This window comes from Stenotrophomonas sp. AB1(2024), from assembly GCF_037482345.1.
Lineage (GTDB): Bacteria > Pseudomonadota > Gammaproteobacteria > Xanthomonadales > Xanthomonadaceae > Stenotrophomonas.
In genome coordinates this window covers 2,129,147-2,145,507 of sequence record NZ_JBBHKO020000001.1, presented here as the reverse complement: position 1 = coordinate 2,145,507, position 16,361 = coordinate 2,129,147, and the positions used below count along the sequence as shown (strand labels likewise).

Below are 16,361 nucleotides of genomic sequence, written 5' to 3'. Positions count from 1 at the left end.
TGTCCTCAGCCGCCGGGAATGTTGCTGGGCAGGGCCGCGCCCTTGGGCCACAGCAGCCACAGGTTGCCCTTCTGCTTCATGTCGCCGGCCAGCTTGCCGGCGGCGTCGCCGGTGCCCCAATACAGGTCAGCCCGTACTTCGCCGGCAATGGCGCCGCCCGTATCCTGCGCGGCCACCGGCCGCACCACCGGGGTGCCATCCGGGCGGGTAGTGGACAGCCACAGCAGGCTGCCCAGCGGCACTACGGTGCGGTCCACGGCAACGCTGTAGCCGGCGGTGAGCGGCACGTTCAACGAGCCGCGTGGGCCTTCGTCGCCATCCGGGCCCTTGGTGAAGAACACGTAGCTGGGGTTGCTGGCCAGCAGTTCGGGAATGCGCGCCGGATGCGCGATGGCCCAGGTGCGGATGGCGTCCATGGTGACGTCTTCCTTCTTCAGCTCACCCTGCTCCACCAGCCAGCGGCCGATCGGGCGGTACGGATGGCCGTTCTGGTCGGCGTAGGCGATGCGCAGCTGGCGGCCATTGTCCAGGCGGATGCGGCCCGACCCTTGGATCTGCAGGAACTGCAGGTCCATCGGGTGGGTCAACCAGGCAAGGACCGGCGCCTTGGCACCCTTGGTGCTGATCGTCGCCGCATCGTCGTAGGGCCGCAGCACGCGTCCTTCCACGCGGCCGCGCAGGCGCTTGCCCTTTAGTTCGGGGTAGAGGTCATCGAGCTGCACGCTGACCATGTCGGTGGGCACGCCGTAGACCGGCACGGTGGCCTTGGCGGTGCGGGTCAGGCTGCCGGTGTAGACCGGCTCGTAATAGCCGGTGATAAGGCCGTCGGCGCGGTGGCCGCCCGCACGTAGTGCGTACACCTGCAGGTTGTCCTGCAGGAACTGGCGGATTGCCGTGGGAGTGGTCGCCACATTCGCGGCGGCTGTGCAGGTGGGCGCCCAGATGGCGTCGTTCTTCAGGCGCGGGCAGGCGCTGCGCCAGGCGGCGAAGCCGGCCTGCAGGTCGCTGTCGCTGACAGCGGGAAGCGTTGCCCAGTCGGACTTCGCGTAGGTGGTGGTGCTGGTCGGCGGGGCGTCCGGCTTCGGGGGGCTGACGCTGCAGGCGGTGAGGAAGGTCAAGCCCATGAGGGCAAAGGCGGAGTTTCTGGTCATGTCACCGGGTCTGTTGCAGCAGCGAATACAGGATGCGGGCATCTTCCGCGTCGAGGGTAGGCGGCAGGTCGTCGCGGCCGCGGAAACGGCGGTGGAAGGCGCCCACGGTGGCGGCGCGGTCGTCCAGCACGTAGCCGAATGCCTGCAGACCCAGCCAGGGGTCGAAGCCTTCGGGCGCGGGGCCGTCGTTGGCACGCGGCCACAGGCCGAAGCCGGCTTCGGCCAGCTGCTGCCACGGGAAGTAGCGGCTGGGGTCCTGCTTGCGGGCCGGTGCCAGATCGGCGTGGGCGATGATCTGGGTGCGCGGAATATCCAGGCGTGTGCACAGGTCGGTGAGCAGGCGGATCAGCGCGGCGATCTGCGCTGGAGCGAACGGGCTGCTGCCGTTGTTGTCGATCTCGATGCCGATCGAAGCCGAATTGAGGTCGGTGATGCTGCCCCAGCGGCCGCCACCGGCGTGCCAGGCCCGGCGGTTGTCGGCCACCAACTGGTAGATGCGGCCATCCGCGCCCACCAGGTAGTGCGAGCTGACCCGGCCGCCACTATTGGCGGTGCGCAGGGTCTGCAGGCTCTGCTGCACGCTGTCCTGGTCGGTGTGGTGCAACACGATGATGACCGGGTTGCGCACGTTGTGGTTCGGCGAAGGCACCCAGGTCGCCAGCGGGCTGCGCACATCGGTGCTGGCGCAGGCGGCGAGCAGGAGGGTGGCGAGCAGCACGAGCGGGTGGCGGAATCGGCGCATTGACCGATTGTGCTTGATTCGGCAACAGGATGCGCGGGGCACATGCGGCCGCCTGTGATCTGCGGGCTGGAAGTGGGTCGGTGGGCCGGACTACCGCCGGAACGTTTGCTGCCCACCGGTCTCCAAGGGCGAATCAACCACGCTGGCTTGCAACGTATATCCAAGCGATAAGACCAACTCCAAGTAGGGTGGCAATCGTCAAGCTCCCCAGGGTCACCAAATACGCTCGCTGCCATTGAGAAGCACGCCGCCAAATGAAATTGACGAAGTACCCGGCAAGGGACGACATAGCCAACCCGCCCACGATCCCAGCAAACACAGAGAAGCGCTCGCCGACCAAGGTCCAAAGCTGAAGCCAGAAACACACAAACGTCAGCCATAGACCAAAGACGGCACCCAACAGCATGTAGATGGCAATACAAAGTTTGTGCATGACACCGCTCATGCCGGCGCCTGCCGGCTGACTATGGACAATGGAACTCCGAGCGTAGCCGGCTACTTTTGGGATGTCTTTGGGATAAATCTCAAACCGAACACTCACGGTACGCAGCGCGGAGCACTCCTCTTTTTGAGATAGGCATTGGCCGCTGCATTTCTCTTCGCCGCCGCAATGTCCGCTGCGATCTGCTGTCCGGTGGCAACCACCGTACCTGCGGCGGCACCCATCACCTGGGTGTCCCGCATCAGCTTCTGCAGGTCCGGCAGCGCATCTATGGCCTGGTGCGCCTTGCTGGCGTCGGTGCTCACGCCCAGCTCGGCAGCGGTCATCTTTTTGCCGCCAATGGTGATATTGCCCTCGGTCGGGGTCGCGTAGCTGGTGGAGCTGTCACCACCAGATTCCATGACCGGTACACCTGCCCCCACGCCGCCCGTGGCACCCTGCATGCTGGGTTTGCCGTCCACCATGGCACCACCCGTGCCGCCACTGATGCCAGCTGACGTGGCTTTGTAATCCATCTCGTTCTTGAGATCGGTGAACGCGAAGGTCTCTGCGGTCAGCTCACTGTTGGCCGCATTGGTGCTGGCGATGGCACCGCCCGCGAAGCTCACGTGACCGGCATCAACGTGATACCCGCCGTCACCCGCAAACAGCACGGACTGCTGGCCCACGCCCTTGTAGCTGCCGTTGGCCTTGCTCGCACTGGCATAGCCGCTGGCGTCCCACGCGGTACCAACCGACACCTGCACCCGCCCGCCGAACTGGCTGTCCTTGGACATGCTTTCGGCCACGTCCTGCAGCGACTCGATGGTGAGCGTGCCGCCGGTCTTGACGTCGATCCGGTCGGCGGTCGCGGTGGCGCCGCGCAGGGTGGTGTCACCCTCGGCCTTGAGCGAGATGTTCTGGCCGGTCAGGGTGGTGTTCTGCCAGGTGCTGCTGTCCGACTTGGACTTGCCACTGCCCACGCTGGCTTCGGCATACACGTAGACGCCGGTCTGCACGCCTACCGATACACCCACGCCCACCTCGGCACCGGCATTGTTGCTCTTGCTCTTGTCCTGCAGATGCGCCTGGCCGGCTTCGAGCAGGATGTCGCGTGCCGAATCCAGCGCCATGGTGTTGCCGGCGCTGAGGTTGCCTTGGACGATGTGGATGTCCAAGTCAACCACGACGTTCACAGATGCGCGACCATTCTTCTTGGGGCTTTCCAAGTCGCACCTAGCCCTATTCGACGGGCCATTTCACTCCATCAACGAATTTCGCATGCCAATAACGCCGTGAGTACTCATCATCTCGATCCATGTGGCAGACGAAATCATCAAGGCGGCTTCCAATTGGAAACTCAAACTTGTACTTGGCAATTGCAATATTTCTCTGTATCAGGTGAAGTTCATCGAAGTATGGCGCGGAGTCCTCATGGTTTATCGAGCTCAGCGCACCAAGAATTTCAACTATCCTAGCCTCGTAAGCTGAGAACTTACGCCGCAGGACATTTACAGCCCTCCGATACTCTTCAAGCTCGCCCTCAGCTTCCAACGGAACGCACATCATTTCCTCCTTATTGGTTGCACGCGACCAATTTGACCTGTAGATCGCTGCCAACAATCCAGCGTTGAACAAGACACGCGCACGATCAATGCTGACCAGACTCACCCCTCATGGAGATGTTTACTGATATTTTCAGCTCGAAGGCAATCAGAGTACGTCGACGACTCTACTTCATTCCTCAAGCGCCCCCTCAATTTCTGGACGGATAGGCTTCACTTCTTCCCCATCGGCCGCCGTGACCGACCTAACCTGTAGTTGGGCCGCGAATCACTTCCAATCATCTGTGCACACGTGTTGGAAATGTCATAACACGAGATCCACTCACGATCGGCGCGCGAACCAACTTGCCCAAGAAATTTAATCTTGCCCCCCCTCAACATCCTCCAAATTAAATAATACGCATTTTCCGTTCAGCTTACCAACGAGGCTTATAGGCCTCGAAGTAATACCATCATCAAAAGAAATCTCAACTGGGAGGTGCTTATCCTCAAACGTCATCAATTCGCGAATAAGACTTTCAATCGTTTTACCGCGAGTTACCCATTCCGGAATTGCCATTGCTTAGTCTCCAATTCGCTGCATGTTCTTGTCAAACGTACCCTGGCGTGTAGCTTTGCTTTCGAGCCCTTTGACGGATTTTGCCATCTTCCACGCGCCACCGTTATGGCCGTCGAGGTCCCTAGTTATGTACTGATTGCCCCGCTTAAAGACCAGCTGATTGCCATGTACTGTCTCATTTATTCGACGATAACCCAAGGCTTCAGCGGCTTGCGCGGCCTCCTTGTTTGTCGCATAAACGCCTGTTCCTGGAGTGATTGGGCGTTTCGAAGAAGGCTTGCTTTCTGATCCCTTACCAAACCCCCCATTCTCCCCGCTGATATTGAGCACCCCAGATAGCTTCCTGGCGGCCACCTTCAGTAGCCCGAATGCTAGGATCTGGCCTGTCTCAGTCGACCACCAGCCGTTATCGTTAACAGACTCCTGAACCGATCCAGTCCATTGCGCTAGTCCGGCAAGGGTGTACTCCTGCGGCAGGATGTAAACAGGCTCCAGCCCGCCGTTCTCAAAGATGAGTCCACGGTATAGGCTGCCATCGGCGGAATGCGCGAAATTGCCAAGCTCTTCGCCGCTTCGACGCTGGTCCCCCTCAATGCCAAGGGATTCGCCCAGCAAGCTGTACCGATACTCCGTTGCTGCCGCTACGTATGAGTTGCACGCCTTGCTGGACGGAGAAATTGCACAGGTTGACCGAAGATCCATGTCCTGCTTTTGAGAGAGCTGCCTTGCTTCTTCCTGGACGGATTGCTGGCATGCGCTGTCTCCTGCGCACTCTTTCAGCTTCTCCGCGAACGCGTTCGCCTGCCCGGGAGTAAGGAAGTTATTCTCGACCGCGTTTTTCGCGAGAATTGCCCCCAATCCTGCGCCTGACAGACCATCTCCGCCCGATGCACCCGCAAGCGCTCCCACTGCCTGTGAAAGCGCCAGGATGTTCTGCTTCTCCTGCTCGCCCAACTGGGAGGAGTCGCCTCCGTAGAGGTAGTCGGTGATGAACTTTGCCGCCAGCTCACCGCCCGCCGCTGCAGCGGCGCCACTCCCGGCGCTCCCACCATTGGCCTCAGCCAACAGCGCGCCAAGCAAGGCGTGCGAGATCAACTGCATGGTGGCGTTAGGGTCGCTGCCATGGTTCGGATCGAACTGGCTGCCGATGAAGTTGGCCGCATAAGGTGCCAATGCATTGCTTGCGACCTGCGCATTGCCTTGACCGGCGACCGCACCCACCAGCGCGGTGGTGACTGCCTCCAGCGCACGGCTGTACGAGCCGCCGGTCGCCCACTTCTGTGCCTCGTTGTAGTCGTCCCGGCGCTTGAGTACTTCCCGCTGTGCCTCCGGGCTCTTCGCCAGGAACTCCGCTCTTGCATCATCACTGCCCAGCGATTCGAGATAGGCATTGGCCGCAGCATTGCTCTTTGCTGCTGCAATATCGGACGCAATCTGTTGGCCGGTCGCGATCACCGTTCCAGCGGCCGCTCCCATGGCCTGGGTGTCCTGCATCAGTTTTTGCAGGTCAGGCAGTACATCGATGGCTTGGTGCGCCTTGCTGGCATCGCTGTTCACACCCAGCTCGGCGGCGGTTACCTTTTTTCCGCCAATGGTGATATTGCCTTCGGTCAATGTTGCGTAGGTGGTGGAGGTGTCGCCACCGGACTCCATGACCGGTACACCTGCCCCCACACCACCGGTGGCACCCTGCATGCTGGGCTTTCCGTCCACCATGGCACCGCCCGCGCCGCCACTGATGCCAGCTGACGTGGCCTTGTAATCCATCTCGTTCTTGAGGTCGGTGAACGCAAACGTCTCTGCAGTCAGCTCACTGTTGGTCGCATTGGTGCTGGCAATCGCTCCACCCACCAGGTTCACGTGCCCGGCATCAACGTGGTACCCACCGTCACCGGCAAACAGCCCGGACTGCTGGCCCACGCCCTTGTAGCTGCCGTTGGCCTTGCTCGCACTGGCATAGCCACTGGCATCCCAGGCGGTACCGACCGACACCTGTACCCGCCCACCGACCTGGCTGTCCTTGGACATGCTTTCGGCCACGTCCTGCAGCGACTCGATGGTGAGCGTGCCGCCGGTCTTGACGTCAATCCGGTCAGCAGTCGCGGTGGCACCACGCAAGGTGGTATCGCCTTCTGCCTTGAGCGAGATGTTCTTGCCGGTCAGTTCGGTGTTCTGCCAGGTGCTGCTGTCCGACTTGGACTTGCCACTGCCCACGCTGGCTTCGGCGTAGACGTACACGCCGGTCTGCGCGCCCACCGACACGCCCACGCCCACTTCGGCACCGGCGTTGTTGCTCTTGCTCTTGTCCTGCAGATGCGCCTGGCCGGCTTCGAGCAGGATATCCCGTGCCGAATCCAGCGCCAGGGTGTTGCCGGCACTGAGGTTGCCCTGGACGATGTGGATATCACCACTGGTGCTGGTCAGGTTGACGTTGCCGCCGCCCTGGATGGTGGAGCCACGCGAGACGGTGCTGCTGCCCTCGGCGCTGCTGCTGGAGCTCTTGAAGCCGATGCCGGCTTCGGCACTGAACAGCGTACCGCTGCCGGCACCGCCGGCCGCCGCCGCAATCGCACTGCCCGCCTGGTAGGCGTTGGCCCCGGCCGCCATGCCCTGCATCGCGGCCAAACGCCCGTCCGACTCACGCGCCGCATCCACGTTGTTGATCAGATCAATGAAGGGCGACTTGACCCGTGCGAACACGCCGATCTTGAGGTCCTTGTCGCTCTGCGAGTTGTAGCCGGTCTCGTTGGCGGTGAGCAGCTCGATCTCGGCGGCGGTGATGTTCACGTCCTGCGCGGCCACCACGTTGCTGGCGATCTGGGTGTACTTGCCGCCCGCGCCCAGGTTGACGTTGCCGCCCAGGCTGCCGATGGTGCTGGCCACCTGCGAGACCATGCCGCTGTCGTCTTCGTGCTGCTCGCGGTGCCAGCCGGCGAACTTCTCGGTGTCCGAAATCTGCACCGTGCCGATGGCCTTGCTGTCGGCGGTGTTGGCGTTGCTCACCGTATCCTGGCCGCTGCGCACGGTCAGGTTGCCGGCGGCGCGGATGTTGACGTCCTTTTCGGCCACCACGTTCGCTGCAGTCAGGGTGATATCGCCCTCGGTGGTAGCCATGCGCACGCCACCGCCCACCGACAGCTGGGTGCCGGTGATGGTGTCGCTCTGGCCAGCACCTTCGCTGCGCGAGTTGTTGGTGCCGAACGGCAACCCGCTGGTGTTGTTGGCAAAGCCCCAGCCCTTGCCGCTGCTCTGGCTGGTGCTGGACTCGGTGTTGTGGGCCACGTCGAACACGATGTCCTTGGTGGCCAGCAGCAGTGCATCGCCCTCGGCCGAGAGCTGGGCGCCCTGGCTGGTGATCGAGCCGCCGTTGGCGATCAGGGTCATGTCGCCGCCCGCCGCCAGCTGGGTGACGCGCGCATCACTGGTGGAGTGGCTCTGGGTGCCATTGGAGCGCTGGCTGCCGCCGGTCACCACGGTGGAGGTGGTGGCCGCGCGCACGCCGGAGGCGGTGCCCTCGGCATTGCGGGTGATGTCGCCCATGATCGAGCCACTGTCGGCCATGCCGTCGGTGGTGGAGTCGCGGGCGCTGCGGTAGGCCTTTGTGGGGTCGTAGGTGACGCCCATCGAGAAGCCACTGGAGGTGCTGGACTGGCTGCCCTGCGTGTCCACGGTGTCCTGACGGGCCAGCAACTGGATGTCCTTGCCGACCAGGGTGAGGTTTTCGCCCGCGACCACGTCCGAGGCGGCGAGGGTGAGCTGGTTGCCCGCCGAGATCAGCACGTTGCCTTCGCGCGAGGCGATGGCCGAGCCGACCTGGGTGGTGGACTGAACCGATTCCTGGCTGTTGGCGCTGGACTTGTTGTAGCCCACCGATGCCACGCCATTGGAGAGCCCGCCACTGAAGCCGGACTTCTTGCTGGAGTAGCTGGCGCTGGCGCTGTGCTGGTCTTCTGCCGAGGTGATCAGCACGTTGTTGCCCGCGCCCAGGCTGACATTGCCGGTGGCATCGACCACCGCACCGACGGCAGTCAGGTCGCGACCGGCCGAGATGTCGATGGCTGCGCCTTCCAGCACCGTGCCCACGGCATAGGAATCGCGGCTGGATTCCTGGCGGGTAGTGGTGGTGCTGGAGAGGGTGCCCTTCTTCTTCTGGTAGCTGTCCAGGCTGGCTTCGTGGTTTTCCTGCACCGACAGCAGATTGACGTCGCGGCCGGCCGAGACCAGCACGGTGCCGTCGTCGCTGCGCACGCCGGTGGCGGCCAGATTGATGTCGCGCCCGGCAACCATCAGCAGGTCGCTACCGGCGGACAGCTGGCTGCCGCGTACGGTGTCGTCGCTTTGGCTGGCCTGCTCGGACCAACGCTTTCCTGCCCTGCTGAGGTCCTGGCTGCTGCTGTCAACCTGCGCCTGGCTGTTGATGTCTCCGCCGGCTTGAAGCACCAGCGCGTCGCTGGCCTTGACCTGGGTGCCGGCCAGGTTGATGTCCTTGCCCGCGGCCAGGACCACATCGCCTGCGCCCTGCACGCTGGTCACCGCATGGGTGGTTTGGCTGGTGCGCTGATGGTTGCGGTCATCGAAGGTGGCGTCGGTGCTGCTGCCCAGCGTCTGCGCGCCCAGATCCAGCGTTCCGCCAGCGGTCAGCTGGGTAATGCCGTCTTCGCCCGCGTTGCGGATCTGGGCCGCCTGCAGGCGGATATCGCCACCGGCGGCGACCGAAAGCACGCCCTGCCCGCTCGGGTTGGTCACGTACAGCCCGGCCACCCGCTCCAGCTGGGTGGTTTCGTATGCGTACGTGCCCGCACCGCGCAGCGTCTCCACGGTCGACGCCACGGTGACATTGCCGGCGGCCTGTACGGACAACGCATCCGTCGCGGTCACGGTTGCCCCCGAAATGAGGATGTCCTTGTTGGAAGACAGCCCCACGTACTGGCCGGAGATATCGCCGCCCAAGTGCTCGATATTGCCCGCCGTGATGCTGACGAGAGCGCGACCGGCGATGTTGCCCGAATTGACCAGCCCATTGCTGAGCTTGATGTCGACATCGGCACCGGCCAGCAGCGCACCCTGCCCGTCCAGGTCACCCGGGCGAAGGCGCACGTATACCTGCGGTACCAGCGCGGTGGTGGTGCTGCCGTCAGCCAGGGTGATGGTCTGTTCGACCAGCCACACAATGTCGCTGGTCAGCTGCGCCATCTGCGCTTCGGTCAGTGCCACGCCGGGGCGCAGGCCCCACGCCTTGCCAAAGGTTGCGCCGGCGCCCAGCAGGGCCTGGTACTGTTCCTCGTCGCTGGCGTAGCCCTCCAGGAAGCGGCGGCCCGTCAGCTCACCGATCTGCTCGCGGATCAGCTTCTGTTCGTAATAGCCGTCACCCAGCCGCTTCATGATGCCGTCAGGCGAGAAGCCCATCTGCGTCAGCAGGTAGTCTGAGCTCAGCCAGGTGCGATGGTCGGCGAAGCGCGGATCGGTTTCGATCAGGTAGTTGCCTGAATTCGGGCGAACGTTGAACAGGCTCGCGGTGGGGATGCGGATATCCGGTGAGACCATTGCGATCCGGTCCGGCGAATCGCCGGCGGCTTGGACCACATGCGGGCCAGCTCCACCACCATTGCCGCGCTGCGCGCCGGTAGCGGTCTGTACACCCTGGCCCTGCGCCTGCCCGGCTTCGGTGCCGGCCTGCTGCTGGGGACCCTGCGCGTCACTGCCCGGCGAACCCTGCAGCGCATCGGGGCCGTGCAGGTTCAGGTTGGCGACGGCCGCTCCGTTCTGCACGTTCGGTGCATCACGGCCCTCGTTGAGGTTGCTCAGGTCCGCGCCATCGATGGTGAGCGTGCCGTTGGTGATGATGCTGCCGCTGACCGTGCCGATGATCTCCGAGATCGCGGGGTTGCTCCATGCCACGGTGTCGCCTGAGAACGTGTGCCCCACGTTGTCGAATTCGTGGGTGCGGTACAGGGTAATTGAACGATTGGTGGTGCTGATCGCAGTCGTGTTACCGGCAATATCCAGATTGCCGCCGGCGGCGATGCCGCCGTAGCTGTTGACCAGGGCGTCGGTACGGATGCGCATCGCACCGCCGGAGCGGATCACAGCATCGGCCCCGATGCCTGGCGCGAGCACGTCTTCAGTCACGGTCCGGGTGGCTATGCGGTACTGCTCGTTGCTGCCCACCGTATCGCCACCGTTACCACGCGGGTTGGTCAGGGTTGCGTCGGGGTTGTTGTAGTCCTTGTAGGTCCACAGCTGCACGCAGTCCGTGGTACAGGTACCGTAGGTATCGGAGTAGGTTAGCGTGTCATCGACATAGCGGAACGCAGGTGCGCCCGCCTCCATCTGGGACAGCTCGGCGAACGGGTCATCCGCACCGCTGGTTGCCTTGTCGGGGTTGACCTGGTTGTCCTGCCGGCCGACGTAGTACAGAGTGACAGTGCCATCCTGCACATTCAGCCGCGAACGTTCGCCATATGCGGCATACAACCCACCGCGTCCAAAGAGGTATGCCGTGGTCTGCGCCGTCAGCCGCACCACTGCACGGTGAATGGCAAAGCCATCGGGGGTGATGTACGGCTCGTCCTCGATGATGTCGGCTGGATTGAGGTAGTACACCTCGTGAGCGCTGTAATGGCCGGTCGTTCGGATATCGGAGCCGTTGTTCTTACCATTGCTCCACCATGACGGGCGATCCAGACGCACCGGCGCTTCGACCGTAGTGACCTGCTCGACCACCACGTTCTCGCGGATGTTGTTGACTTCCAGACTGTCGATCGACAGATCGCCCGCCACGTCGATGATCGAACCAATGTTACTGATGGTGTCGGCAGTGCCGATGGCCAGCCGGTTGGTGCCCAATGCGCCGCCGATGGCGGCATCGCCATCGCTGTAGATCAGGCCTTCTTCGACGTTGGCCAGCATGCGCACACCAATGTCCAGCCGCTCGCGCGCGGCCACGGTCGCCGCACGGCTGGTGCCGTCAATGGTCTCGGCACGGTTGTTGAACATGTTGGCGGCAAGGGCGACGTGGTCGCCGTAGATGCGACCGGTGCCGACGTTCAACAGCGTGTCGGCTTCCAGGTGGGTAACGCTGCCGTCGATCAGGCCACGATTGGTGATTTGACCGCTTGCGGCAAGGTGGGTCACGCCCTGGCTGGTGATCTCGCCGCTTGCTGCGTTGGTGATGTTGGCGGCATTGAGGTCCAGGTTGCCGGCGCGCACGATGCCCTGGTTGGCCAGGTCGCCGTTGATATCCAGCGCAAGGGTGCCGTTGGCGATCAACTCCCCGTCGTTGCTCAGCCCCTGCTGCAGGGTCATGCTGAGGTCCCGCTGGGCGTGGATCTGGCCATTGCCGCTGAGGTTCCGTGCGACCAGGGTCTGATTGCCAGTGGCACGCAGCAGTCCCGCCTCGTTGTTGACGCTGGCGGCGCTGGTATCGAGCGAGCCGCCCGAAGACACGGCACCACCGCTGTTGTCGAGGCTTCCCGCCAGCTGCAGGCGTGTGTCGCCGTCGGTGACTACCTGGCCTTGACGGTTGTCCAGGCTCTGCGCTTCCAGCTCCAGTTGCCCCGCCTGCAATCCCAGCGTGCCTTCCTCGGTGCGGGTGTCGCGGTTGTCGACGCTGGCCGCCTTGAGCGTGAGCGCCTGGCCGGCCGCGATGGCGCCGCGCTGGTTGTCCAGCAGCCCTGCAAGAGTCACGTCCATGTTCGTGCCGGCCTGTACACGGCCGTCCACGTTGGCAAGACTTGCCGCATCCAGGGTCAGGCGGGCCGCACTGCTCAGGGAGCCACCGCGGTTGTCGACCGTACCCAGTGCCAGCTGTGCTTCGCCTTGGGCCAGCACCGTGCCGCCACGGTTGTCGAGCGCGCCGCCGTCGATGCGCAGCGTATCGCCGGCGAGGATGCCACCGGTGCTGTCGGAGGCGGTGTTGAGGATGGCCTGCCCATTGCTGTTGATGCGCAGGCCGGTCTGCGACTGCAGGCGGCCGCCGCTGTTGTCCAGCGCGCCGCTGCGGATATCCAGCGCGCCGGTCTGGCTGCCGATAGTGCCGCCCTGGTTGCCCAGCGCGAGGCCGCGCGTATCGATATCGACGCTGCCGCCGATCAGCTTGCCCTGTGCGTTGGACAAGCCGGCGCTGCGCAGGGTGAGCGCATCGCTCGCTTGGATTGCGCCGCCGTCGTTGTTGAGCGCGGTGGCGGTGGTCAACCGCAGTACCGTGCCCGCGTAGAGGGTACCGCCTGCGTTGTCCAGGGTGTCGGTGTCAAGCTCGAGTGCTGCAGCACTGGAGACCAGTCCGCCGTCGCGGTTGTCCAGCCGACCGTCGATGCCTACGATCAGCCCGGCTGCATGCAGGGTGCCACCGCGATTGTCGAGGCTGGCCGCGTCCACGTTGCCGGTGCCGCCGAGCAGGATCTTGCCCTGCTGGTTGTCGAGCGCGCCGCCGATGGCCAGCGTCGAATGACCGGTACCAGCCGCTTGCAGCTGTCCACCATTGTTGATGAAGCTGTTCGCACGCAGTGCCAGTTCGCCGTTGCTGGCGATGTTGCCGGCGCTGTTGTCCAGCGAGTCGCGCACGGTCAGCTGCAGCGCCTGGTCGCCAAAGGACGACAGCGTGCCGCTCGCCGTGGTCAGGCTGCCGGTATCGATGACAACGCCCCGCGCGGAGGTGCTCGCGCCGCGCAGGTCGATGCTCTGGCCGGTCAGCGCGAGCGCGCCGTTGCTGAGTACGGTGCCGCGCTGGCCGAGCAGGGTCTGCGCGTTTATCTGCAGTTGCCCGGCGCCGGCGTGCTGCACGGTGCCGGCGGTGTTGTCCAGCGTGGTGGCCTGCAGCAGCAGGTCGCCGTTGCTGGCCACGGTGCCGCCGGCGTTGTCGAGCTGGTCGGCCTGTATCCGGCTGGCGGCGGTGCCGCTGGCCACGATGGTGCCGTCGCTGTTGTCCAGGTGGCTGGTCTTGAGGTCAACCCGGTCGGCGCCCAGGGTGCCCTCGCGGTGGTCGAAGGTGTTGGCCCGGAGGGTCAGCGCGCCCTTGCTGACCAGGGTGCCCTTGCTGCCGTCGAGGCGGTCGACGTCGATCTTCAGACCGCCGCTGCCGGCGTGACTGAGGGTGCCGGCGCTGTTGTCCAGCCGCGCGGCATGGATATCGAGCGTATCTCCATTGCTGGCGATCGTGCCTTCGGCGCTGTCCAGCGTACCGACAACATCCAGCGTGCTGTTCTCACTGCCGGCCGCGCTCAGGCTGCCCTTGCGGTTGTCGACGCTGCCAGCCTGCAGCGCTATCGCGCCATTGGTGGCGATGCTGCCGCCGTGGTTGTCCAGCGCGCCGCTCACGCGCAGGTCGAGCACGTCCGTACCCGTGGCGTTGAGCGTGCCACCGGCGGTGGACAGTGCATCGGCGGTCACGCGAATGCGCTCGGCCTGGGTGGTGCTGCCAGCACCCAGCGCCAGGTTGCCGCCCTGCAGCTGCAGTTCGGCCAGGCTGAGGATGCGACCGCCGGCTCCTTGCAGGGCGTCCGCGTGGATCTGCAGCAGGCCGTCGCCAGCGTGTTCGATGGCGCCGGCCCGGTTGTCCAGGTTGCGGGCATTCAGCGCCATGTCGCCGCTGCCGACGATGCGGCCGCCGGCGTTATTCAACGCGTCCGCATCAATACTGATCTGCTGCGCCGAGACGACACCGCTGCTGACATTGAGTTGGCCACCGGACAAGGCCAGCGCACCCGCGCTGAGCAGCTGCCCCTTCGCACCGCTGAGGGTGGCGGCATGCACCCGCAGGGTGCCGTCGCCAGCTTGCTGGATCAGACCCTGCGCGTTGCCCAGTGCCTCGGCGGTCAGAGTGAGGTCGCCATTGGCGGCGATGGTGCCGCCGCTGCTGTTGTCCAGCTGCGTGGCACGGATGACACTGCCCGCCGTACCCAGCGACAGCAGGCTGCCGCCACGACTGTCGATGGAATCGGCCAGGATCTGGAAGCGCGATGCGGTAAGCGCGGCGCCCCGCAGGTCGAGCGTGCTGCCCGACCACTCAAGCGCGCCGGCGGTATTCAGGCTGCCTGCGGCGCCGGTCCAGGCGCCGTTCGAGAGCAGCATGCCGCCGCTGCCGGCGTGTTCGATGCGCCCTTCGGCATTGCTGACGCTGCCGGCGTTGAGGATCAGGCGATCGGCGTTGGTGCTGAACACGCCTTTATCGTTCTGCAGGACGTCACGGATCGTCCACGACGCGGTGCCGGTGCCGCCGTGCAGGAACTGGCCACTGCGGTTGTCCAGCGATTGCGCGTCCAGCTGCAGCACGCCGGCCACGCTGAAGCTGCCCTTCTGGTTGGAGAGCGCGCCCAGCTGCAGGGTTGCGTTGCCGTGCACCTGCAGGGTGCCGGCGTCGTTGCGCAGGTCACCAGCCAGGTCCAGGGCCTGCACGCCGATGCGGCCGCCCTGGTTGTCCAGCCCGTTGCCGAGCTGCAGCGACACGGTACCGCCATTGACCACGGTACCGCCGTCGTTGTCGATGGCGCCGGCGATGTTCAGGGCACCGGCGGCCAGCGGATCGGCTGGGGGCTGCGGATCGGCAGGGGCTGCGCCTTCGCTCGGATTTCCGCCCGGTTCCGGGGTCGAGGGTCCGGTACCGGGAGACGGCGAAGTGCCGGTATCGCCACCACCGGCACCGCCGCCGCCCGATGTCGCCGCGTCGAGCGCGCCGATGCGGCCCTCATTGCGATTGCTCAGTGTGTCTGCGGTGATCGACAGCGCCTGGACACCGGTCTGTTCGATGCTGCCACCGTGGTTGCGCAGCGTGGCCGCGTCCACCTGCAGGCGCTGCGCGTTGAGCGTACCGCTGCTGTTGTCCACCGCGCCGGGCGTGTTGAGCGTCAGCTCGCGGGTGGCGGCGATGGTGCCGGCGTTGACGACACCACCGCTGGCATCAATGCGCACATCCTGCCTGGACTGCAGCGCACCGGTGTTTTCCAGGCGACCATCGACGGTGACGACCAGCTCACCGGCCTGCGCGCCGAGCGTGCCGGCGTTGCGCACGCCCACGCCATGCTCATTGCCGACCAGGAAAATCTTGTTGGCGAACATGCCGCCCAGTGCGCCCACGTCCAGTGCGAAGGCCGGGGCTTCCCCGGTGGCCGGGAGCGGCGAACGCGCGCCACCATCTGCCGTGACCTGGTTGCTGCCCAGGCTGGCCTGCAACTGGTTGGCCCAGATGCCCGCATTGACGCGCAGCGAGCGGGTGATCAGGTCGGTGTAGTCGACCTGGCTGGTATCCAGGCCGGCCCCGGTGACGTCGATCGCTCCGCCGCTGACCCGATAGCCTTCCAGCGCACCGCCGGAGAACATCGGCGTGCCGGTGGTCAAGGTGACCCGGCTGGCGTTGAGGAATCCGCCGCCGTTGACCTGGATGCCGGCCGGGTTGGCGATGATCACTTCGGCGCGGCGGCCGGCTACTTCGACATACCCATTGAGCTGGCTGGCCGGACCATTGACCTCGTTGAGGATGACCCGCGCGGTGCCGGTGGCGAGGTAGGGATTGCCCTGCACCCAACCGCCCAGCTGGGTCTGCGCCTGGCTGCGTGCGTTGTTGAGGATCGCGCCTTCCGGGCCCACGTCGAACTGCGAATAGCGGTTGCGTGAGACCCCCGCCGCCGAGGGCGTGGTGATGTTGACCAGCGGCGCGCCGTTGGGCGCGGTAAGGACGGTGGGACGTTCATTGCCCGGCGCGTTCGGGTCGCCCACGATGCGCCCCTGCTGGGCCTGCACGCTGGATATCGCACTGACCCAGCCGAATGAACACATCAAGGCAAAGGCCAACGTGGAAAGACCGGCACTCCGCGTGACATTGTCGCGCCCGCCGGCGGCCCGACCGGCGCCGTTGGTGAGTTCGGAGGCGACCTGCCACACCATCAGGGCGCGGTTGAATACCAGGCGATATACGTTGTTCATTGCACTG

General features: G+C 64.8%; 7 protein-coding genes. All 7 read right to left on the bottom strand.

All coding sequences use genetic code 11. From position 1 onward, the window contains the following. Window positions 1-5: 5 nt before the first annotated feature. Window positions 6-1,151, bottom strand: coding sequence for a murein transglycosylase A (gene mltA / locus WIX41_RS09800; protein WP_339447045.1), 1,146 nt, complete (start codon window positions 1,149-1,151; stop codon window positions 6-8). Window position 1,152: 1 nt separating this feature from the next. Then, window positions 1,153-1,893, bottom strand: a complete 741-nt coding sequence (locus WIX41_RS09795; RefSeq protein WP_339447044.1) for an N-acetylmuramoyl-L-alanine amidase — start codon at window positions 1,891-1,893, stop codon at window positions 1,153-1,155. A 133-nt stretch (window positions 1,894-2,026) separates the two neighbouring features. Continuing rightward, a complete protein-coding gene (locus WIX41_RS09790; protein ID WP_339447043.1) occupies window positions 2,027-2,338 on the bottom strand; it encodes a hypothetical protein in 312 nt (103 codons plus the stop codon). Between the two features lie 92 nt (window positions 2,339-2,430). After that, window positions 2,431-3,501, bottom strand: coding sequence for a hemagglutinin repeat-containing protein (locus WIX41_RS09785; RefSeq protein WP_339447041.1), 1,071 nt, complete (start codon window positions 3,499-3,501; stop codon window positions 2,431-2,433). Window positions 3,502-3,556: 55 nt separating this feature from the next. Beyond that, window positions 3,557-3,880, bottom strand: coding sequence for a hypothetical protein (locus WIX41_RS09780; protein WP_339447040.1), 324 nt, complete (start codon window positions 3,878-3,880; stop codon window positions 3,557-3,559). Between the two features lie 357 nt (window positions 3,881-4,237). Then, window positions 4,238-4,438: a hypothetical protein gene (locus WIX41_RS09775; RefSeq protein ID WP_339447038.1), complete on the bottom strand. Its 201-nt coding sequence runs from the start codon at window positions 4,436-4,438 to the stop codon at window positions 4,238-4,240. 3 nt (window positions 4,439-4,441) lie between these two features. Continuing rightward, window positions 4,442-16,354, bottom strand: a complete 11,913-nt coding sequence (locus WIX41_RS09770) for a hemagglutinin repeat-containing protein (RefSeq protein WP_339447036.1) — start codon at window positions 16,352-16,354, stop codon at window positions 4,442-4,444. Window positions 16,355-16,361 lie beyond the last annotated feature (7 nt).